Origin of the sequence: Zunongwangia sp. HRR-M8 (assembly GCF_027594405.1) — a bacterium.
Lineage (GTDB): Bacteria > Bacteroidota > Bacteroidia > Flavobacteriales > Flavobacteriaceae > Zunongwangia.
In genome coordinates this window covers 1,311,477-1,332,127 of the sequence record NZ_CP115161.1, presented here as the reverse complement: position 1 = coordinate 1,332,127, position 20,651 = coordinate 1,311,477, and the positions used below count along the sequence as shown (strand labels likewise).

At 34.3% G+C, this 20,651-nt stretch carries 13 protein-coding genes; 5 read left to right on the top strand and 8 right to left on the bottom strand.

What is annotated here, in order from left to right; all coding sequences use genetic code 11:
• Nucleotides 1-65: 65 nt before the first annotated feature.
• From PBT89_RS05570 to PBT89_RS05560, 3 genes are all read right to left on the bottom strand, one after another.
• Nucleotides 66-3,689, bottom strand: a complete 3,624-nt coding sequence (locus PBT89_RS05570) for a two-component regulator propeller domain-containing protein (protein WP_270063769.1) — start codon at nt 3,687-3,689, stop codon at nt 66-68.
• A 276-nt stretch (nt 3,690-3,965) separates the two neighbouring features.
• A complete protein-coding gene (locus PBT89_RS05565; protein WP_270063768.1) occupies nt 3,966-5,816 on the bottom strand; it encodes a glycoside hydrolase family 2 protein in 1,851 nt (616 codons plus the stop codon).
• A 185-nt stretch (nt 5,817-6,001) separates the two neighbouring features.
• Nucleotides 6,002-6,664: an SDR family oxidoreductase gene (locus PBT89_RS05560; protein ID WP_270063767.1), complete on the bottom strand. Its 663-nt coding sequence runs from the start codon at nt 6,662-6,664 to the stop codon at nt 6,002-6,004.
• An 812-nt stretch (nt 6,665-7,476) separates the two neighbouring features.
• Between PBT89_RS05560 and PBT89_RS05555 the strand changes: the two genes are divergently transcribed.
• Nucleotides 7,477-7,896: a DoxX family protein gene (locus PBT89_RS05555; RefSeq protein WP_270063766.1), complete on the top strand. Its 420-nt coding sequence runs from the start codon at nt 7,477-7,479 to the stop codon at nt 7,894-7,896.
• A gap of 75 nt (nt 7,897-7,971) precedes the next feature.
• Nucleotides 7,972-8,385: a hypothetical protein gene (locus tag PBT89_RS05550; protein ID WP_270063765.1), complete on the top strand. Its 414-nt coding sequence runs from the start codon at nt 7,972-7,974 to the stop codon at nt 8,383-8,385.
• Nucleotides 8,386-8,455: 70 nt separating this feature from the next.
• Here PBT89_RS05550 and PBT89_RS05545 read toward each other — a convergent pair whose 3' ends face one another.
• From PBT89_RS05545 to PBT89_RS05535, 3 genes are all read right to left on the bottom strand, one after another.
• Nucleotides 8,456-10,150, bottom strand: a complete 1,695-nt coding sequence (locus tag PBT89_RS05545) for a ribonucleoside-diphosphate reductase subunit alpha (RefSeq protein WP_270063764.1) — start codon at nt 10,148-10,150, stop codon at nt 8,456-8,458.
• 34 nt (nt 10,151-10,184) lie between these two features.
• On the bottom strand, nt 10,185-11,159 hold the full coding sequence (locus PBT89_RS05540) for a ribonucleotide-diphosphate reductase subunit beta (protein WP_270063763.1): 975 nt from the start codon (nt 11,157-11,159) through the stop codon (nt 10,185-10,187).
• A gap of 567 nt (nt 11,160-11,726) precedes the next feature.
• Nucleotides 11,727-12,809: an alkaline phosphatase family protein gene (locus PBT89_RS05535; protein ID WP_270063762.1), complete on the bottom strand. Its 1,083-nt coding sequence runs from the start codon at nt 12,807-12,809 to the stop codon at nt 11,727-11,729.
• A gap of 304 nt (nt 12,810-13,113) precedes the next feature.
• On the opposite strand from PBT89_RS05535, the gene PBT89_RS05530 reads away from it, so the two are divergent.
• The 3 genes from PBT89_RS05530 to PBT89_RS05520 are packed head-to-tail and all read left to right on the top strand — an operon-like array spanning nt 13,114 to nt 17,511.
• The gene (locus PBT89_RS05530) at nt 13,114-14,718 is read left to right on the top strand and encodes an ATP-binding cassette domain-containing protein (protein WP_270063761.1); all 1,605 of its coding nucleotides are present in this window, start codon (nt 13,114-13,116) and stop codon (nt 14,716-14,718) included.
• Nucleotides 14,719-14,729: 11 nt separating this feature from the next.
• The gene (locus tag PBT89_RS05525; protein WP_270063760.1) at nt 14,730-16,112 is read left to right on the top strand and encodes an HlyD family secretion protein; all 1,383 of its coding nucleotides are present in this window, start codon (nt 14,730-14,732) and stop codon (nt 16,110-16,112) included.
• Nucleotide 16,113: 1 nt separating this feature from the next.
• Nucleotides 16,114-17,511, top strand: coding sequence for a TolC family protein (locus PBT89_RS05520; protein ID WP_270063759.1), 1,398 nt, complete (start codon nt 16,114-16,116; stop codon nt 17,509-17,511).
• 7 nt (nt 17,512-17,518) lie between these two features.
• On the opposite strand, the gene PBT89_RS05515 is transcribed toward PBT89_RS05520, so the two are convergent.
• Complete coding sequence (locus PBT89_RS05515) at nt 17,519-18,934, bottom strand: purine-cytosine permease family protein (protein WP_270063758.1); 1,416 nt, start codon at nt 18,932-18,934, stop codon at nt 17,519-17,521.
• A 370-nt stretch (nt 18,935-19,304) separates the two neighbouring features.
• Nucleotides 19,305-20,456, bottom strand: a complete 1,152-nt coding sequence (locus tag PBT89_RS05510; RefSeq protein WP_270063757.1) for an alpha-hydroxy acid oxidase — start codon at nt 20,454-20,456, stop codon at nt 19,305-19,307.
• Nucleotides 20,457-20,651 lie beyond the last annotated feature (195 nt).

Here is a 20,651-nt window from a genome sequence, read left to right as displayed (position 1 = left end):
GGCTTAAAATTCGCAGTTTAGTTACAGTAATACTGGCGTAACATTGGGCTAATCTAGCAGTAATCTTAGATTGTTTTTTGGAACTGTTTTTTATAGCGCTTCGGACTTTCACCGTAATGTTTTTTAAACATTCTACTGAAGTATTTGGGATCGTTAAAGCCGCATTCAAAACCTATTTCGCTAATATTTAGATTTCCGGTAAGTAATAAATGCTCTGCTTTTTGTAATCGCAGGTTTATAATAACATCAGATGGAGATTGATTCAAAATTTCTTTAAAAACCCTATATACTTTAGTTCTGGATATTTCTAAACGTTTAAAAAGTCGATCTACATTAAATTGAGGGTTATCCAGTTCTTCTTCAATAATCTGTAATGCTTTTTTTACCGTTTTTTCATGTGGATTTAAAACCACATCATCACGATCCAGTTTCTCGTTTATTCGATCTATTTTGGTAGAATACGCTTGCTTTTGCGTATTGGTAATCATTGCAATCTTTTTATTCAACAAATCCGCACTTATCGGTAAATTTGCAATAGCGTTTATTCCGTTTTCAATTGCCCGTTCTTCTGTTGCCAGATTAATTGTTTCTGAAATATATAAACTTGGTATACGCTGCAATGAAGCTTGTTGTAATACTTGTTCAAAATCACTCGAAAAAGCGGCATTATAAATAATAACAGCCTCTACATGAAATTGATGTACTGCAGATGTTAACCCGTGTAAATCATGTTCAAAAAGTAAATCGCTCTGGGTTATTTTTAAAAGCTGATTTAAAAATGTACTATCCTCCTGCTCGCAATACACCAGTATATAACTTTTATCTTCATCTTGTGCTTGCTGTAAGTGTTTATACTGAAGAATTCCAGAAGCTTCCGATTGATTTTTAACTGAAGCGACAGGAATTTGAATAGTAATCTCCAAATTTTCATAATACGTAACTTCAATCTTACCACAGAGTTCTTTCAGCAGTAATTGAAATGCTTTGTAATACGGACTAAAATTCGTGATATTTTGCCACTCTTTTTGAAGAAGCCCACTCGAGGCCTTTAATTCAATACATACATTATCTGAATGTAAACTTGTTTTAAAATCACATTTTTCATTATTTCCAGAATATTTAAAAATTTCCAGAATAAGGTATCTTAGTAATAATTTAAAACGCAATACATCTAAGCTGACTAAATTTTCCTCGGAAAATTTAAAAAATTGACAATTTGTTTCCGTATTATATTGATTATCGCCTATTTGCTGATAAATTTTGGTGATAAGAGCTTCAAAATCAATCTGTACAGTAACGCTTTCTCCCAATTCTGATATCTGATCGAGATAATCCCATTCTGAAATTTCCTCGATAAGCTTGGTTACTTCTTTTTCGACATTTTCCGTACCATTTTTTTCAGTATTTAAAAGTGCTGCTATTTTATTCAATTTCGATTTGAAGTCTGATAAAAAGAACGTCTGGAATTTTTCAACCTCAAAATCTTTATTTTTTACATCTCGATGTAAGTTTAGAAGTTTTTCTTTTTGCTTGGCAATTTCAATATTCTTTTGCTCTAAATTTTTATTTGCATCCTGTAGTTCTTTTTTCTGAGCTGCTATAACCGCAGTGCGCTCTTCAATATTTTTCTCTAACTGGTATCTTATTTTTTTTGCGAGTCTATTTCTCCTCACAAAAAAAACAATTCCTATTAAAACAAGTAATGCCAAGCAAAGTGCATAAAACCAAAATGTTTGATAAAAAGGTTTTTTGATATGAAGCTGAAAATATTGTGTTGCCTGATCTTTATTTGTATTACTCGAAATTTTAAAACTGTAATCTCCCGGCGCTAAATCTCTGTAAATAACTTCTGAATTTTTAAAAGATTTCCAATCGCTATCTGAACCTTCTAACTTGTACCAAATTTTTTTAGGCAAACCAGTATAGCTTATTGGGGTAATCGAAATCGAAATTGAATTTTCCTGATATTCTTTTGTAAATTCTGAAGAATAATTTTCCTTACCATCTACCTTCAAAAAGAACTTTGTTGGTTTCTTGGTATAATGATACGCATCTGGCTGAAAAAAACTGAGTCCGTTAATTCCTCCAAAAAACAAGGTTCCTTTCGCATCCTGAAAAGAAGCCCCTTCAGAAAATTCTTGTGCCTGCCAGCCTTGTTCTTTTGGTAACTGCGTAATAGCATAATTTTTTTTATCAATAAACGCTATACCCTTGGTTGTACTTATCCAAACCTCATTTTCATTTGGCAACAAACTATACACCATATGGCTTGGCAATCCGTCGGCTTCGGTTAGGTTTTTAATAATTCCCTGCGATTTCTTATAAATGCTAATTCCGCCTAAACTTGCTATCCACAATTCATCGCTAAAAGAATCCTGGTATAAACTGTATACGCTATTTCCCAGAAGACCATTTTCTGTATCAATAGTTTTTAAAATTCCTTTTGCTGTTGAAAATAATACGACACCATTATGGGCTGTAGCTAAAACCAAGGTATCTTCAATTTTAATTAATTCTCGAACATGAAACGATGCTAATTCCTCTTGATGATCAAATGCTTCAAAACGATCTAATTTTCTATTATATTTTGCAACTCCTCCCCAACACGCAATCCACAAATCATTAGCATCTTCAAAGAAAGAATAGTTTCTGTTGGCGGGAAAGTTTTCAAAATCTTCAGCAGTGATAAGTGAATATTTTTTGTCTTCAATCTTAATAATCCCGGCATAAGTTCCTACCCAGATAATTCCTTCAGAATCTGTAAATAAACTCCGAATTCTATTCCAATCTGGATTCATTAAAGATTCTTCAATCGAAAAAGGGATATAGCAGTTTGTTTTTTTACTGAAATAATACAATCCATGGTTATAATAACCCAACCAAACTGCTCCGGATTGATCTTTTGTAATTCCCCGAATAGTTTCGTTGGGTAAATGCGGAAAGCTTTTTGGATGCGGAGTAACTGTGGTAATTTGCTGAGCTTCCTGATATGTCATACTTACCCCGCCATCTTTATGAGCAAGCCAAATATTACCAAAATCATCTTCATATAGCTTTTCAATTTCGTTACTCGTAAAACTATAAGGCGAATAAGGATCGTATGTGTATTGTATTATCTCTTGGTTGTTGAGATTTTGGGGAGTATTAGCAATAAAAAACAAACCGTTTTTACGTGAAGCATACCAGATATTTCCTTCTCTATCTTTTAATACATCGTTTATTATAACATCAGGAAACTGATCTTTTAAAAGTTTCTGAAGAGGACCGTAGTTTTCTTCTCTTAATATCTCGGCTGCTGAAATTTCCTGAAAATGATCGTTCTTATAAGAGAAGTAACTATTAGAAGTTTTTACGGCTATTTCTCCAGATTTGGTTAACCGAAAAGTTTCTGGTTCCCAACTTAATTTAAAATTTTTAAAAACACCATCTCCTTTATAATACGATATGGTATTATTATCATTTAATATCCAAATACGGCCATTTCTATCTTTTTTAAAGGCACGAATTTCGTTTCCGGCAATACTTGTAGAATCTTGGTGTTGATGTTTAAATACCTGAATCAGATTTCCGTCGTAAACATTTAAACCATCCCAGGTCGCTATCCACAACCTGCCATCTTGATCACTAATAATATCGTTTACTGAATTGTTTGATAAACCTTCATCTGTAGTTAAGGTTTTAAACTTCATTTGCTGCGAAAACACGCTAGTGCAGAAAAACGCAAATATTAAAGCAACTATTGTAGGGAAATTATGCTTCATCATAACGCGCGAAACTAGATATTAATGCAGATTTCCTTATTACCTCTTTATTAAGCATTGATTGCAAACATTAAGAAATAGCTAAAATTATAGATTTTAGCTATTTCTTTTTTTCTTAAAGATTAAAGCTCCGACGCTCACCAAATAAAAAAGAAAGGCGCTAACCTCTAAAGATTAACGCCTTTTCTTAAAAGGAGATGCTGTTTAATCCTCGTATTCCTTCTCTTTCTTTTCGTAATAATCTTTAAGGGTATAAAATGCTTTCTTTTTATTGCCTTTATCATCAATTAAACCTTTACGATTCCATCCTTCCTGAAATTTAAGATTGTTTCTTTTTGGCGATCTAAAATCTACAAGTATCCAGGGTGATAGGCCCATAAAATTATCTGGCATCTGCTCCATCATCTTTAGAGTTTCTTGGTAATACCATTCCTGAAATTCTTCGCTCCATCTGGTTTCCTTATCTGCAGAAAAACCTGCTTTGGCTCCTGCCCCTGTTTCACTAAAGAAAAGCGGTTTATCATAAGCAGTTTTCCATTTTGATTGCACTTTAGCATGAGGTAAATCACCATACCATCCCAGATATTCGTTCACAGAAACTAAATCGGTATATTCCCCTAATGGATCGTCTATAAAATTAGTGCCTCGATTATAATGCACTTCTAGCGCTGCAGAAATTAAGCGAGTTTTATCCATTTCTTTAGCATGCATTACCAGATCTTTCATAAAATCTGTCCTGGTTTCACTTACAGGGGTTTCATTACCCACCGACCAGATTATTATGGACGCTTTATTTTGATCTCTAATAATCATTTCTTCAAGTTGCTTCTTAGCTTTTTCTAAAACTTCATCATTTTTAAAATCAATTGTCCAGTACACCGGTATTTCACTCCACACTAAAATTCCTAAAGAATCTGCAGCTCTCGTCATATATTCGTTATGTGGGTAATGCGCTAATCGAACCATATTCGCATTTAAGTCTTTAACCCAACCAAATAATTTACTGGCATCATCTTTACTGTTTGCTCTGCGAACTTCAGGAGCAAATTCTTCATGCAAACTTATGCCGCGCATAAAAATCTCTTTTCCGTTAAGCAATACATCTTTACCGGAAACTTCTATTTTTCTAAAACCAATTTTATCTATGATCGTGTGTTCTCCCAAAGTCAGTTTCACATTATAGAGTTTAGGATTTTCCGGAGACCATAATTCTATTTTTTTGGCATCAAAATTAAAAGTTGCTTCAGAACCAACAATATCGACTTTTTTCTTTAGGCCGATTTCAGGAATTTCTATGGTGACTTTTTCTTCGGAAGCAGTATTCAGTTTAATATATCCTGAAACATTGAATTTTTTATTTTTAATTGATTTTTCAATATCCTGCGACTGATCTAAATGCAAAGCATATTGCTGAATAAAATTCTGTGGTGTTATAATTAATTTTACATCCCGTGTAATTCCGCCATAATTCCACCAATCGGTATTTAAGGTAGGAACTTCATCGGCATAACGCTTATTATCCACCTTAACAACTAGAAAATTCCCTGATTTTTGAAGCATTTCTTGGGGAATTTCAAAATTGAAAGGCGTAAAGCCGCCTTTGTGCATTCCTAATTTCTTTCCGTTTAAATATACATGAGCTTCGTAGTTAACTGCACCAAAATATAGAAAAACACGTTCCTCTTTATCCAATTCTGGTTTATCAAATTCTCGTTGGTACCAAACCGATCCTTCGTAATATTTAAAAATATCATCCTGAGAATTCCAATCTCCCGGCACTTCTAGCGTATAATCGTCGCTATATTCATGTTCTTTTCTATCTGTTTTTTTATGAGGGTTGGGGTTATTCCAATAGGCTTCGGGATCTTTTTCACCTTTTTCTTTATACCTGTAGTTGTAAAAACCGGTCTCGTAAGGATCAATAAGGTAATGCCATGTTCCGTTTAAGGAAACCTGCTCTCGATTTTGCGTATTTATAATCAGATTCTCTTGTGCAAATCCAGACAGAGAAACGAACAATAATATAACTGCTATAAGAAATCTTCTAAAAATCATCAGCGTAGTATTAAAATGGTAGTTTATAATTATAACCTGAACTCTATGGTTATCTTAATAAATGTAAATAATACGCTTTATAAATAAAAGAAAATCAATAACTTTTATCGTAATAATTATTTATATCATAAAAAAAACCGCTGAAATTTACTTCAGCGGTTTTTGTATTTTCATTGCTTTCTCAATTAGGCAAGAAATTTGTCTAAGGCTTCGCTTATTGTGTGATCGCCTTTACTCATTTCGATAATTTTACCTTTTGATTTTGGATTTTGTAATACGGCCAAAACAGTTTCTGCTACTGCCTGGCGTGGAATTTCAGAATTGACTTCATCGGGATTTTCAGACATTATTATTTTGCCAGCTGCATCTTCGTCGGTTAAAAGAACAGGACGTAAAATTGTATAATCTAATTTGCTTCGTTTCAACTCTAGATCGGCATAATACTTAGCGGTATAGTATGGTTGCATTCCGTCAACTTGATCCCAATACGAACGATCATCTGTATGAGACGCACTAACCATAATAAAGCGTTTTACACCATGCTTTTCAGCCTGATTAATAGACTTAATTGCGCCATCCAAATCAATTGTAATGGTTTTATCGTCTCCTGTATTCCCTCCAGAACCTGCACTAAATACTACAGCATCATAATTTTTAATCACGTCTCCTATAGCTTCAGGTGTATTTTCTAAACTTTCTACTACTGTGGCCACTCCCATTTCTTCAAAAAGTGGCTTTTGCTCTTCTTTCCTAATAAATGCAGTAGGTTCAAAATCTTTAGAAGCACTCATTGCTTTAGAAATTCGTTGACCAACTTTTCCGTGAGCTCCAATAATTAAAACTTTCATATCAATTTTTCTTTTTTGTTTATTTTCAATGTAATTTTTCTTGAAGGATTTTTGACTTAAAATTCTATTAAAACTAAGTTTAGCTAAATTTATAGATTGATTTTAGCATGCAACTAAATTTCTATAGGCAATAAAACAAAAGATGAAGATGTAATCCAGTAAATATTATTTTACACGCTAGCGCTTATGATTATTTTTTATATATTCTACTGATTATGAATAGAATATTTTCAAGAAGCTTAATAACTTGATAAATATTGCATTGGTAGGAGCTTCAGTTATGCTACTACTTATCGTATCCATTTTTGGAGAACGCCTGGGTATTTTTGAAGCGATTTTTAGCAAATCTATTCACCTCTTACAATTATTATTTCTTTCAAGGTTTTTGGTTTATAAAAGATCGGTGAGTTGGAATAAGGCAGGAATGAATATTAGGCTGAATTGGTTCTAAGAAATATGTCTCTCATTTTCAAAAATTTTATCATTAGAGTTCAATAATGACACGCTGGAGATTCTAAAAACAAATGACAAAACCTATCAAATTGATTTAGTAAACATTCAGCCAAAAGACCAGAAAAACTAATAGAAATTTTTAAGCAATACATACCGAACCATAAATTAAAAATTGCTTATATCTAAAACACCTTTTACAATTTAGAAGTTGAAATTGTTTTTAAATTATTATTAGGTCTTGAAAAATAGTTTATTATAAATTCCTAGCTATCTCAAAAAAGTTCTTCTCACTCATCTTCAAACTAAAAAATCTTCATATATTTATATCGTAAACGATTTAATCTTAAAAGATTTAAAAAATGAAAACTTCAATATTTCAAAATATCATGCGGGTGGTTCTTGGTGTGATGATGACATTTGCGGGTATTGGACACCTTACCTTTCAACGAGGGGAATTCCAGGCGCAGGTACCACGATGGTTACCAAGCTCACCAGCATTTATGGATTTTGTAGTCATTGCTTCTGGTGTCGTGGAAATTTCGCTAGGCTTATGTCTTATCTTTTGGGTTAGTAAAAAAGTTAAGATTGGATTATTTTTAGCGATTTTTTATATTCTAATTTTCCCGGGAAACATTTCGCAGTATACCAATGGAATCGATGCTTTTGGTTTAGATACCGATCAAAAACGATTAATTCGATTATTCTTTCAGCCAGTATTAATTTTATGGGCGCTATGGTCTACAGGTGCTCTAAAATATTTGTTGAAAAAGAAAAAATAAGAAGAGACACTTTAAAATGCTAATCAATTTTGTGAGATTCAGCTAAAAAGGTATTTTCACAAAAACACCTTAATTTTGAAAAAGATTTTAGCAATTCTGATTGTGATTTCTTCTATACTTACTTCTTGTAAGGAAGAAAAAAAATATACTGATTATAATGAAAATGATTTTTATGAAGTACAGGGCATAGTCACCCATGCTCCGCTTACAGATGATCCTTTTGACCTTCCTGTTGCCAAAGATTTGCATTTCGAATATTTTATTCATCGCGAGAAACCGCTCAAAGGAATCGAAGAAAATTTTGAAATACTGGAAGATGTAAAAGGATTTCCAGTGGTGATATTAGTTCACAAAAACGATGAAACGATTAATTTTTATGATCGAATAGGTCTTTCAGAAAATTTAAGCATTGATGAAAAGAAAATTCTTGAAGAGCATTTTCAAGAACAAAAGGATATTGAAAAAGAAAAAATTAACAAAAGAAACTAAATGCTTCGAGTCTGAAATAACAAAAAAGCCACCCGATAAGGTGGCTTTTTAATTTTATTTCGATTTGTAATTAAGCTTCACAGCTTGAACAATTCACGATGTTCGATACAAATTCTTTAGATACACTTTGACTTCTTTGATAATATAAAGTTTTTACTCCTAACTTCCAGGCCTCGATCATTAACTGGTTTACATCTCTTACTGGAACTCCTGCGGGAATATTTAGATTTAAACTCTGTGCTTGATCGATAAATTTTTGTCTTACCGATGCCTGCTGGATAATCTCTAACTGACTAATCTCTTTAAAGGTTTTAAAGATATCTTTTTCTTCCTGAGTTAACGTTTCCAGGTGTTGAACACTACCATGATTCAACATAATACTTCTCCAGGTATCTTCGTTATCCAAACCTTTTTCTTCCAACAATTGCTTCAGGTATTTATTTTTACGCATAAAGTTACCTTTTGCAAGTCCAGCCTTATAATAGTTACTGCTAAAAGGTTCAATCCCTGGTGAAGTTTGCCCTAGGATTGCAGAAGACGATGTTGTTGGTGCAATAGCCATCAATGTCGTATTTCTTAAACCATAACCTTTAAGCATTTCTGGTTCCCCATAAATTGTTGCTAATTCTTTACTCGCTTTTGTTGCTTTTGCACTTATATCTTCAAAAATTTGATGCGTTAAGCCTTTTGCGCGCATTCCTTCAAAAGGAATTCTGTTTTTCTGTAAGTACGAATGCCATCCCATCGCTCCTAATCCAAGCGCACGGTGATTTTTCGCGAATCTGTTCGCTGATGCTAAATAATGATTTCCTTCAGTTTTGGCGATAAATTCCTGTAAAACGCCGTCTAAGAAATAAATCGCTAACTTAACCGCTTCAGTATCTTTCCATTCATCATATAATTCAAGATTCATAGAAGACAAACAACAGATAAAAGATTCATCTTCGGTAGAAGGTAAAGCAATTTCAGAACAAAGATTACTAGAATGGATCGTTCTGTTTTTATCTTTATAAACCTGTGGCTTAAATCGGTTAATATTGTCTTTAAATAAAATATACGGTAGACCTTTTTGTTGGCGACTTTCTAAAACTTTAGCCCAGATTTCACGTTTATCGGTGTCACCTTCAATCATTTCCTGCATCCAGTAATCTGGCACACAAACGCCGTAAAATAAATTCTGAATAGGATTTCCTATATTCTTAATTTCAAGAAACTCCTTAATATCTGGGTGATCGATATCCAAGTATGCAGCAAATGCACCGCGACGCACACCTCCCTGAGAAATCGTATCCATAGCGGTATCAAAAAGCTTCATAAAACTTGTTGCCCCACTACTCTTTCCATTATCAGTAACTGCACTTCCACGGCCACGCAATTCGCCAAAATAACCAGAAGTACCTCCTCCAATTTTGGTTTGCATAATCACCTCACCAAGCTTATGGGTAATCCCTTCTATATTATCTGGAACGTAAACATTAAAACATGAAATTGGTAATCCGCGCTCGGTTCCCATATTAGCCCAAATTGGTGAACTTAAACTCATCCAACCACGCTCGATCATTTCAATAAAAGCTTCAGCCAGTTCAGGCTTATATAATCTTTTGGCCGATGCATTGGCGATACGTTCTATAGCGGATTTTACCGTTTCTCCTTTTAATAAATAACCTCGATTTAAAATTTGCTGACTTTCATCATTTAGCCACCAAAGTCTTTTGTTCTTCGGCTCGTCGGCAATTAAAGGCTGAGTTTCTACGTTCGTTGTCATGGGAGTTTCAGGAATTTAATTTGTGATCTTTATTTTAAAACAGGTCTGATGCAGTAATACTTTTATCGTGCTTTGTATAATCTACAGGGCGTCTAGCAAAGAAATCGTCTAAACTATTGGCAAAAACTTCTTCTTCAAACCAAAGCATTGGCTGATATTCAGCAGAAGAGATATTGTATAATTTTGGAAGTCCGATACTTTTTAAGCTATCATCTAAACGGAATTTCATAAAATCCATTAGATTCTTTTTATCGATATTTTCTAATTCTCCGTTTTCGAAAATCCAATCTAAAATCTCGCCCTCAACTTCAATAGAAGTTTTAACGATATTATTTAATTTCTGAATCATTTCTTCGTTGAAGTAATCTGGATATTCTTCACGAATTTGATTAATGATATAAATCCCTGCGTTGGCATGAATTTGCTCGTCTACTGAAGTCCATGCGATAATATTACTCACATTTTTCATAACGCCTTTAAAGCGGTTGAAAGAAAGTACGATGGCAAACTGACTAAACAGAGATACATTTTCGATTAAAATTGAAAATAAAATTAATGAAGACACATATTCTCTAGGATCTTCTGCATTTGTATGTTCTAATGCTTCAGATAAATATTCAATTCGTTTTTTGATAGCAGGAACTTCTACAACTTTTGCAAACTCATTATTGTATCCCAAAACTTCCAAAAGTCTTGAATACGCCTGCGAATGTCTAAATTCACATTCAGCAAAAGTACTTCCTAATCCATTAAATTCTGGTTTTGGTAAATGCTTATATAGATCTCCCCAAAAGGATTTTACAGCAACTTCTATTTGCGCGATCGCCAACAAACTCTTCTTAACTACATCTTTCTCTCCTTCATTAAGATACGTGTGAAAATCCTGAATATCGCCAGTAAAATCGACTTCAGAATGTACCCAAAACGACTGATTAATAGCATCTGTAAAATCTAAAACTCCAGGATACTCGAAAGGCTTATAATTTAGCCGCTTATCAAAAATACTCATACTGCTGTTGTGTTAATAATGAAACAAAAAACAAATGCACAAACATCAATGGCTGGATTTAATTACAAATTCTATGAAATTTGCGAATACTGGTACCCTTAACCACTACTTTTATGCGAAAACAAAGATTATTACAACGAAGAAAGTGTTCTGGCTTATTAGCAATGCTAATTTGCAATACGTAAAGCTCATGGACTTCACATGATTCCCTTTAAAAAATTCAATAAAATTTCGTTCAATAATCTTAGATCAAAATTACAATCTAAGAAGGCATATTTTTGAAAAAATCTATTATACTTATTCACAATTTTGTGAACAATTCTGAAACTACTGATTTATAAAGTTTTACATTTTATTTTATAAAACATTGAAAAAGAACATTTTAATTTACAAGCCCGTCTCAATTGTTTACAAAAAATGTAAACTTTTAAAATTAAAACACTGAAAACTAAAACACTGTAGTAGTTATAAAAAAAGGAGAGAATAATGCAGATATACGCGCAAAGATAACAAAAGGAATGTATTAGTTAATCCCCTTTTTAGAAATAAAATTCAATAATTATAATTCTATTTTAATATGGGCAATTCTTTTGCTTCACTATTTAAATCTAGTTCTAAAATTTTTGCAATAGTTGGTGCAAACTGCGAAGTGAAATATTGCTCTTTACTTTTTAATTCTCCACGTGCTTTAATTTTAGATCCAAAAGCAATAATCCAGGTCTGATTAGCTCCAATAATTTCCTCACCGTGCCCTCGCCAAGTATCATTTTTACCGGTTCCGGTACCGCGACCATGATCTGTTGTGATCAAAATACTTGTTTTGTCTTTATAGTAAGGATCGATATCTACATATTCCCATATTTCTTGGATCATTTTATCTGTCCGGTTAGCAGATTTTAAATAATCGTCATAACGGCCATCATGCGCAAAATCGTCGGTTTCGCCATAAGCGATATACAAGAGTTTGGGTTTGTCGTGACGTAATGCTTCCATCGCATAATTATGGGTAAAAACATCAAATCGTACACCGCCCCAGCGTTTTGGTGTCTCCTGCTGAATTTTATCTAAAAACAAAGCTTTTTCTGAGGGATGCTTGGATAAAGAAGATCGATATCCTGCATTTACAGGAATACCACTGCGTTTTTCATTCAGGATAAACGGGAAAACATCCCAACTTCCAAATGCCATAACTTTTTGCTTAAAACGCCTGCTGTTATTGGCTATTTCTAAAATGGTTTTATTAGGATTATAATTTTTTTTGTTGCTATTGATACGCGCATCATCAGCTTTCCCGGTTAATATTTCATTATAACCAGGATACGAAAAAACCATAGTATTAGTTAAGTTTACTTTGTTATTTTCCCAACGGTTACCAAGAATTACACCTTTTTCTTCAACATGGCTCCAGAAAAAGGGAAATAGTAATTTTCTTCTCTCCTGAGCCGTTTCAGCCCAAAAAAGATTATTCAAACCACCAATATGGTCTACAAATGCTTCATTATTTATAAATAGAGAATCAGCACCACCAAATAGCTCCTGCCAGCGCAAACCATCCAACGTGATAATGATAACCTTATCTTCCTGTTGCCCTCGGCAAAACTGCGTAAATAATATTAAGGCTAAGAATATAATTTTTAAACTTGTTTTCATAATTCATTTTGAGTGTAAAATTAATATGATAAAATGCTTTATATAATATCGTAGTTAAGAAAACTATAATTTTTAAGATTAGATTATTTACTATAATTGCAAGCTTAAGGATATAAGATTATTAAAGAACTAAAAATTTTAATGTCATTTTAATCTCGATCCAAAGTTTTTTTAATAGTTGCATTTTATATTCGCGTTTTATTTTAAAGATCGGTTGCAGTCGAATTTGATTGGACACAACTTTTGATTAATTTTAAAATCTGATACAAGCATAAATCCTTAGATAAAAAACACACCTAAATATATGGCCAAAAGTTCAATTTCTCCCTGGAAGAAATTATTTCATCTTCTTCAATTGGAAAGGCGTGATATTCTAAATGTTTTGTACTACGCCATATTTGCCGGGCTTATAGGACTTACTGTACCCTTGGGAATTCAAGCGATTATCAATTTAATCCAAGGAGCCCAGGTTTCAACCTCATGGATTTTACTTACTGGCTTGGTGACTACCGGTGTTGCTTTTGTAGGGGTTTTGCAGGTTCTTCAATTAGATTTGGTTGAAATTATACAAGAGAAAGTCTTTGCTAGAATTTCTTTCGAGTTTATTTATAGATTTCCTAAAATGCGGGTTAGAGAATTAGAGAACTACTATCCCCCAGAACTTGCCAATCGCTTTTTTGATGTCTTGACCCTGCAAAAAGGACTTCAGAAATTACTATTAGAATTTCCCGCTGCGGTTATTCAAATTATATTCGGTCTTTTACTGCTATCCTTTTACCATCCTTTTTTTATTGGTTTTAGTTTACTGCTACTTGTATTAATTTTTGTGATTTTTAAATTCACTCTCACAAAAGCTTTGAAAAGTAGTATTATGGAATCCAAAAAGAAATATCACGTAGCTTTTTGGATACAACAGGTAGCCGGTAATTTTAGAGTTTTTAAAACTTTTCCAGACGAATACGAGCAAAATAAAAACGATAAACTCGTTACCAAATATTTAGACGAAAGACAAAATCACTTTAATACCGTAAAAAATCAGTTTAAACTAATGGTGGGTTTTAAGGTAATTGTAACCTTGGGATTACTACTAATTGGCGGGTTATTGGTCTTAAATCAACAAATGAATATTGGACAATTTGTAGCCGCAGAAATTATAATTGTGATGGTCATCAATTCAGTTGAAAAAATTGGGTTTAGCTTAGAAACCATCTACGATATGGTAACTGCTGTAGAAAAATTGGACGAAGTAATTTCTAAAAAATTAGATCGTAAAACAGGAATTAACGGAAACGATGTAAAGCTTTTTCCTATTAAGATTGAAGGTCTTCATATAGAAAAAACTGTGGTTCCAGATCTTGTAATCAATAGAGGCGACAAGATTAATCTTGTAGGATCTGAAGTGGTTATAAATGATTTCTTTCATTACCTCTCTGGAATGAAGAAAACCGATGAAGGCCGAATTTATCTTGACAAACAAGAAATAGCAAATATCAATATAGATAAATATCGAGATAAAATTGGATTACTATTTAATACTGATAGTATTTTTGAAGGAACCATCTGGGAAAACCTTACCTTAAGCAATCCTAATATGAGTTCAGATCGTGTTTATGATATGTTAGAAGATTTTAAAATTATCGATCACATTAATAAGCTTCCCGAATCTTTAAACACCTACATTTTTTCAGGAAGTAGTAAAATAGGCGCTAAAACAGCCAAAAAAATATGCTTAATTCGTGAATTACTCAAACAACCAGAAATCTTGATGATCGAGAAAGGATTTATACTTTCCAATAGTGATTTGCAAGCTTTAATGAAGTGCGCAAATAGAGAAAATACGAGTATATTTCTTGCAGACGACAAAGAGCAAATTGAAGATTTCGAACCGCTTTATTTAAAAAGAAAATAAAATTAATATAAATGATCAATCTTTCTAATACAAAATTAGGCGGAAAAGTAAAGTTCGAAGACTTTAATGCTTTTTCGCTGATCGTGAAAAGAAGTCACCATAAGCTTCTTTCCAGGATTTTGTTAGGAACTTTTGTGTTTTTACTCATACTACTATTTTTCCCCTGGACGCAAACCATAAGTAGTAAAGGTTACGTAACTACATTGAAGCCCGATCAAAGACCCCAAACGCTGCAATCACCTATTCCGGGCCAGATACAAAAATGGTATGTTCAGGAAGGTGATTTTGTTAAAAAAGGAGATACAATTCTTCATATTACAGAAGTAAAAAATGAATATTTCGACCCTCTTTTAGTTGAAAGAACCGGTAATCAATTAACCTCCAAAAGTGGATCTTTAGAATCTTATGGTCAAAAAATTGAAGCGCTACAAAGGCAAATGCAGGCTATTCAGCGCGAAAGAGAATTAAAACTAGAACAAACCAGAAATAAGAGAAAGCAGGCAGATCTTAAAATAAATAGTGACAGTATTTCTTTAGAAGCAGCCAAAGTAAACCTAAGCATTGCCGAAAGACAATACAAACGTACGGCTGAATTATACGAAGAGGGCTTAAAGTCTAGGTTAGATCTAGAAACAAAGCAATCCAAATTTCAAGAATCTCAGGCTAAAGTTATCGATCTCGAAAACAAATTGCTAAGTAGCAAAAATCAGCTATTAAATGCTATAATGGAAGTTAATCGTATTGAAGCCAATTATATCGATAAAATTAATAAAATTGAAGGTGAAATTTCTACGGCTAACTCATCCAGATTCGACGCTGAAGCACAAGTCTCAAAATTAGAAAATTCGCTTTCAAATTATCAAATAAGAAAAAATTTATTGTACATACGTGCACCTCAGGATGGCTATATAAACCGGGCACTAAAACAAGGTATTGGAGAGACTTTTAAAGAAGGTGAAAAGCTGGTTACTATTATGCCTTCAAATATAGATATCGCGGTAGAAACTTATGTAGAGCCTATAGATTTGCCATTGCTTAATATCGGCGATCATGTAAGAGTACAATTTGATGGTTGGCCTGCAATCGTTTTTAGCGGTTGGCCAAACGCATCTTTTGGTACTTATGGTGCAAAAGTAGTAGCTATAGAAAATTTTATAAGCGATAATGGTAAATATCGAATTCTGCTAACTCCAGATCTTAAAGAAAGGGATAAACATAAATGGCCAGAAGCTTTACGTGTAGGTTCTGGTGCAAGAACCTTAGCTTTATTAGAAGATGTGCCAATATGGTATGAGCTGTGGCGAAAATTAAATGGATTTCCTCCTAATTATTATACCAGCGCAGAAAAACAAACAGACGGAAAGAAAAGTGATTCCAAAGATTCTAAAAAGTAATATGCGAAAGTTAATTTGTCTATTTTGCTTTGCAGTTTTCGGTATTTTTTCTGCGGAAGCCCAAGAATCGGAAATCTTTACGCTTGAAGAGTTTCTGGCTATGGTAAAGCGCTATCATCCTATTGTGGCTCAAGCTAATCTAGATTTATCTGCCGCAGAGGCAAAATTATTGAAATCTCGCGGTGCTTTTGATCCTAAACTTGAAGGAGGCGTAAAAGAGAAAAATTTTAAAGGAACTGAATATTATTCTTTATGGAAAGGAACTTTTAAAATTCCAACCTGGTATGGTATCGATCTAAAAGCTGGATACGAACAGAATGAAGGTTATTACCTAAATCCAGAAAATACCACGCCAGATGATGGTCTTTGGAGTGCCGGTGTAAATATTAGGCTAGCACAGGGTTTGCTTTACAACGAAAGAATGAATAATCTTAAACTCGCTAAAATCTTTCAGCAACAATCACAGGTAGAAAGGAATATCCAGATAAACCAGGTACTTGCAGATGCGACAAAAGCTTACGCAGATTGGGTTTATTACTACCAAAATACTTCAGTCTATGAGGAATTTTTAGAGAATGCACTTATAAGATTTGAAGGTATTGCAACCTCTAGCAGACTGGGTGAAACTCCTGCGATCGATACGGTAGAAACGATGATAACCGTTAGGAAAAGAAGGTTGGATAAAAAGCAGGCCGAGCTTAAATTGCAAAAAGCAAAATTAGCTTTGAGTAACTATCTTTGGATAGAAGACATACCAATCGAATTAGACGATCGATTGAGACCTCTACCAGAGAGCTTAAATTTTTCGGAAGCCTTGGGCATTGAAAGTTTATTAGGAAATGCTACAGAAGTTGAAGACCATCCAAAAATACAATCGCTCGAGTTCGATTTAGAAGCCTACGATCTTGATATTAGGTTGCGAAGAAATCAACTTTTGCCTAAAATAGATGTGGAATATAATTTTCTTTCCGAAGAAATAGATAATCCAGATTATATCAATGTAAATAATTATAAAGCTGGTGTAAAAGTAAGTTTCCCTTTATTCCTACGGAAAGAACGTGGCAATCTTAAACTAGCTAAAGTAAAGAGAGAGCAGGCAGAATTTAAAATAGCTGAAAGTCAATGGAAACTAAGTAACAAAATAAGAGCTACTGAGCGGGAAATTTTTAGTTTACAGGAACAGGCCGTAATTGCTTCAGAAATTGTGACCGAAAGTCAGATCATGGTAGCAGCAGAAAAACGACTCTTTGAAATGGGCGAAAGTTCAATTTTCTATATCAATACAAGAGAAAATAAATTGATCGATGCTATTTTAAAAAGAAATAAAATAGACAATGAATTAAATCTAGCTATTGCCAAATTATTCGAAACACTTAGGATCGATTATGGGGATTATTAATTTAGATCTATATAATTTTCTTCTGCATCATCTTACTAAAAATCAAATACAAAACTCCGCAGCAAAGCCAAGCCGGGAGAGTAACGAATGATAAGAATATGTCGAATTGGACTGAAATAAAATAGAATACACCAAAGCTAATTACCCAAGCCCAAAATACCGCCTGATTAAATTTAGTGCCTGATTTTTCAGCGTAGAAAGATTGTATACCGAACTTTTTTCCGAAGAAATATTCAAAGACAATAATGGCTCCGATTGGAGCTAGTATGAATCCGTAAAGCGCTACAAAACCTAATAGTTTCATTGCAAAGGCAGGGAATAATCCTGCAATAGTAGCCACGGTTCCGGCTATAATCGTCACCCACGCCGTAGATACTTTAGGGATGATGGCCTGAAATGCCAATCCTGCCCGGTAGATGGTAGGATTTGCTGTGGTCCATCCTGCTAAAACGACTGCAATAATTCCAAAAACTCCAATTGCATTATAGGCTAATGGACCCGGCGCAACAGATGGTGCTTCACCACTTGCCAATATAGCTTGAGCTTCCGGAGATTTTAAATATACCGCATACAATAATGCTGCAGCGATCCAAGCAATATAATGACCAATATATATACCGGCAGCGGTGGTCCATCCTGCACTTGGTTTTTTCGCAAAACGGAAAACCGATAAGTCTGACATCCCAATATGCATTGCTGCGTTGGCAAACCAAGACCACAAGAATACGTGCCAAAAAGTATATTTAATCTGCCCGGGGAAAGGTTCGCTTCCTTCGCCCCAAATATTCCAAAAATCAGAGAAACTATGCACATCTAAATTCACTAAAGAAACAATTCCGCAGATCACAAAAGCAGCTACGATAATCGGACTCATCCAATTGGCAGCTTTTGCTACGGTATTATAACCTTTGGCCGCGATCACAGAAATTACCGCTCCGATTGCCAATACGATAATTACCCAAGTAGCACTGTTGGGCATTGTATCGGTGAGTTTTGGCATCTCCATATCGAATGGAACACCAACTGCCGTAGCAGAAACCGTAATCATCGCTCCAGCCAAGAAGCAGAATAGAATTCCATTAGCCAAATTGTAAACGGTAACAAGTCGTTTTCCGCAGATTTTTTCTAAATGGTGATAAAGCGTATATCGAAACTTTGTACCAATTTCAGCCGTTAGAAAACGCCAGCTCAAAACCGCCATTAAATTTCCTAGCAATAATCCAATAATCAAGTCGAAAGCACTAACGCCGGTAGTCAAAAAAAGTGGCCCGATCACAAACTCGGTTCCTGCCGCGTGCTCTCCGGCATACATTCCTAAAAAACTTTTCCAGCTTTTTAATTTGGATTCTGGTACGCGTTCACGCTCGAATTCTCCCGAAATTTCTTGGGTTAATATTTCTTCTTCTATGTGTGCCTGACTCATTTATTTTTAAGCTTTTAGCCCTCAGCTTATAGCTGTTAGCTTTTATTTATAATATTTTAATTCTATATTTCAATCGATTTAGTAGAAATTTATAAGTTTTAGAAATAATTTATTCTGAATTCTAACCCCTTCTCGATACAATTTTATTTCTGCTACCGCTACAATAAAATCACTCAAAGTGACAAACAATTTCAATAAGATTGCGTGCTTAATAAGAAAACTATTGACTTTCTCAACTGGATGAGATCCTGAAACAAGTTCAGGATGACGCTTTTCCTTTTCCTTATTTCTTTATTCTAATCTCTAACCTCTCAAGTCTAATTTCTATATTCTATTTTCTAAACTCTAAAATCTCACCTCTCACCTCTAATCATTCCTTCACTAAATACTTCGGTAAATCGGTTACTTTTTCGCAACAAACTTGTTCTAAAACTTGTTGCAACTGCATTTTCAGCATAGCGATGGTATGGTCGCCACCTTCTTCACCCAAAGCGCCCACGCCATACATAAACGATCGGCCTAAAAAGCTAAAATCGGCTCCGCTACTCATCACGCGAGCAATATCCGGACCTGAGCGTATACCGCTATCCATCATCACCGTAATTCGATCTTTATACTTTTCAGCAATATGAGATAAGGGTTTGATGGTCGATTCGCCTGCATCTAATTGGCGACCGCCGTGGTTAGAAACAATGATTCCGTCGAAACCTAAACGAATGGCTTCTTCAGCATCTTCATCAGAAACGACACCTTTTAATACCAATTTACCTTTCCACAGATCGCGGAGTGGTTTAATTTTTTCTTCATTCAATCTTCCGGAAAAAGTAGCATTCATCCAAGCGCCAAGCTGTTTAATGCTCATTCCTTTTTCCATATATTTTTTCATTGTTGCGAAATTTGGAGCGCCGTGTTTTAGCGTTTGCATTGCCCAGACGGGTTTTCCCAATACTTGCAATACATTTCTAAAATTCATTTGTGGTGGCATTGCGAGTCCGTTTCGAATCTCTTTTGGACGATACCCAAAAGTGGGCACATCACATAAAATGACCAGAACCGGAACTTCAGCAGCTTCAGCACGTTTTAAAATATCATCACGCAACCAATCTTCGGTAGGATGGTATAACTGAAACCACGCACGACCTTCAGTAAGTTCACTCGCGCGTTCAATGCTGGTAGAAGTTACCGTACTCAAACAAAACGGAATATTATGTTTTAAAGATGCTTTCGCTAAAATTTCAGGCGCATTTGGCCACATTAAACCTTGCAAACCAATGGGAGAAATCCCGAAAGGCGCATCGTATGTTATACCAAACAATTCAGTTTCTAACCTCGATTTACTGTAATTTTTAAGGTATCTGGGTTTTAACTGAATTTCACGAATTTCATCTGTATTTCTTCGAATATTAATATTTTCATTACAGCCTCCGTCTAGATATTCAAACGCAAAACGCGGCATACGCTTTTGGGCACGCTCACGAAGCGATTCGATCGACGGATATTCGGTGTTAAATGGAAAGGCCATAGGGGTATTTTTTATAGCTTTGAGCTGTTGGCATTTGGCCATTAGCGTTTATTATATTTTCTATTTTTCATTATTCTTCTATACTTAGTTGATGAGATCCCGGATCAAGTCCGGGATGACGGCTGTCTTGTTTCATTTTTACAGGATTTTCAAGCTGATTTTTATTTCAAATTTGATCATTCCTCCTTTTTTTCT

Excerpts from the sequence above, each read along its gene's own strand:
- PBT89_RS05540 (WP_270063763.1), bottom strand. The coding sequence starts at position 11,159 with ATGAGTATTTTTGATAAGCGGCTAAATTATAAGCCTTTCGAGTATCCT.
- PBT89_RS05535 (WP_270063762.1), bottom strand. The coding sequence starts at position 12,809 with ATGAAAACAAGTTTAAAAATTATATTCTTAGCCTTAATATTATTTACG.
- PBT89_RS05525 (WP_270063760.1), top strand. The coding sequence starts at position 14,730 with ATGATCAATCTTTCTAATACAAAATTAGGCGGAAAAGTAAAGTTCGAA.
- PBT89_RS05520 (WP_270063759.1), top strand. The coding sequence starts at position 16,114 with ATGCGAAAGTTAATTTGTCTATTTTGCTTTGCAGTTTTCGGTATTTTT.
- PBT89_RS05570 (WP_270063769.1), bottom strand. The coding sequence starts at position 3,689 with ATGAAGTTTAAAACCTTAACTACAGATGAAGGTTTATCAAACAATTCA.
- PBT89_RS05510 (WP_270063757.1), bottom strand. The coding sequence starts at position 20,456 with ATGGCCTTTCCATTTAACACCGAATATCCGTCGATCGAATCGCTTCGT.
- PBT89_RS05515 (WP_270063758.1), bottom strand. The coding sequence starts at position 18,934 with ATGAGTCAGGCACACATAGAAGAAGAAATATTAACCCAAGAAATTTCG.
- PBT89_RS05530 (WP_270063761.1), top strand. The coding sequence starts at position 13,114 with ATGGCCAAAAGTTCAATTTCTCCCTGGAAGAAATTATTTCATCTTCTT.
- PBT89_RS05555 (WP_270063766.1), top strand. The coding sequence starts at position 7,477 with ATGAAAACTTCAATATTTCAAAATATCATGCGGGTGGTTCTTGGTGTG.
- PBT89_RS05560 (WP_270063767.1), bottom strand. The coding sequence starts at position 6,664 with ATGAAAGTTTTAATTATTGGAGCTCACGGAAAAGTTGGTCAACGAATT.
- PBT89_RS05545 (WP_270063764.1), bottom strand. The coding sequence starts at position 10,150 with ATGACAACGAACGTAGAAACTCAGCCTTTAATTGCCGACGAGCCGAAG.
- PBT89_RS05565 (WP_270063768.1), bottom strand. The coding sequence starts at position 5,816 with ATGATTTTTAGAAGATTTCTTATAGCAGTTATATTATTGTTCGTTTCT.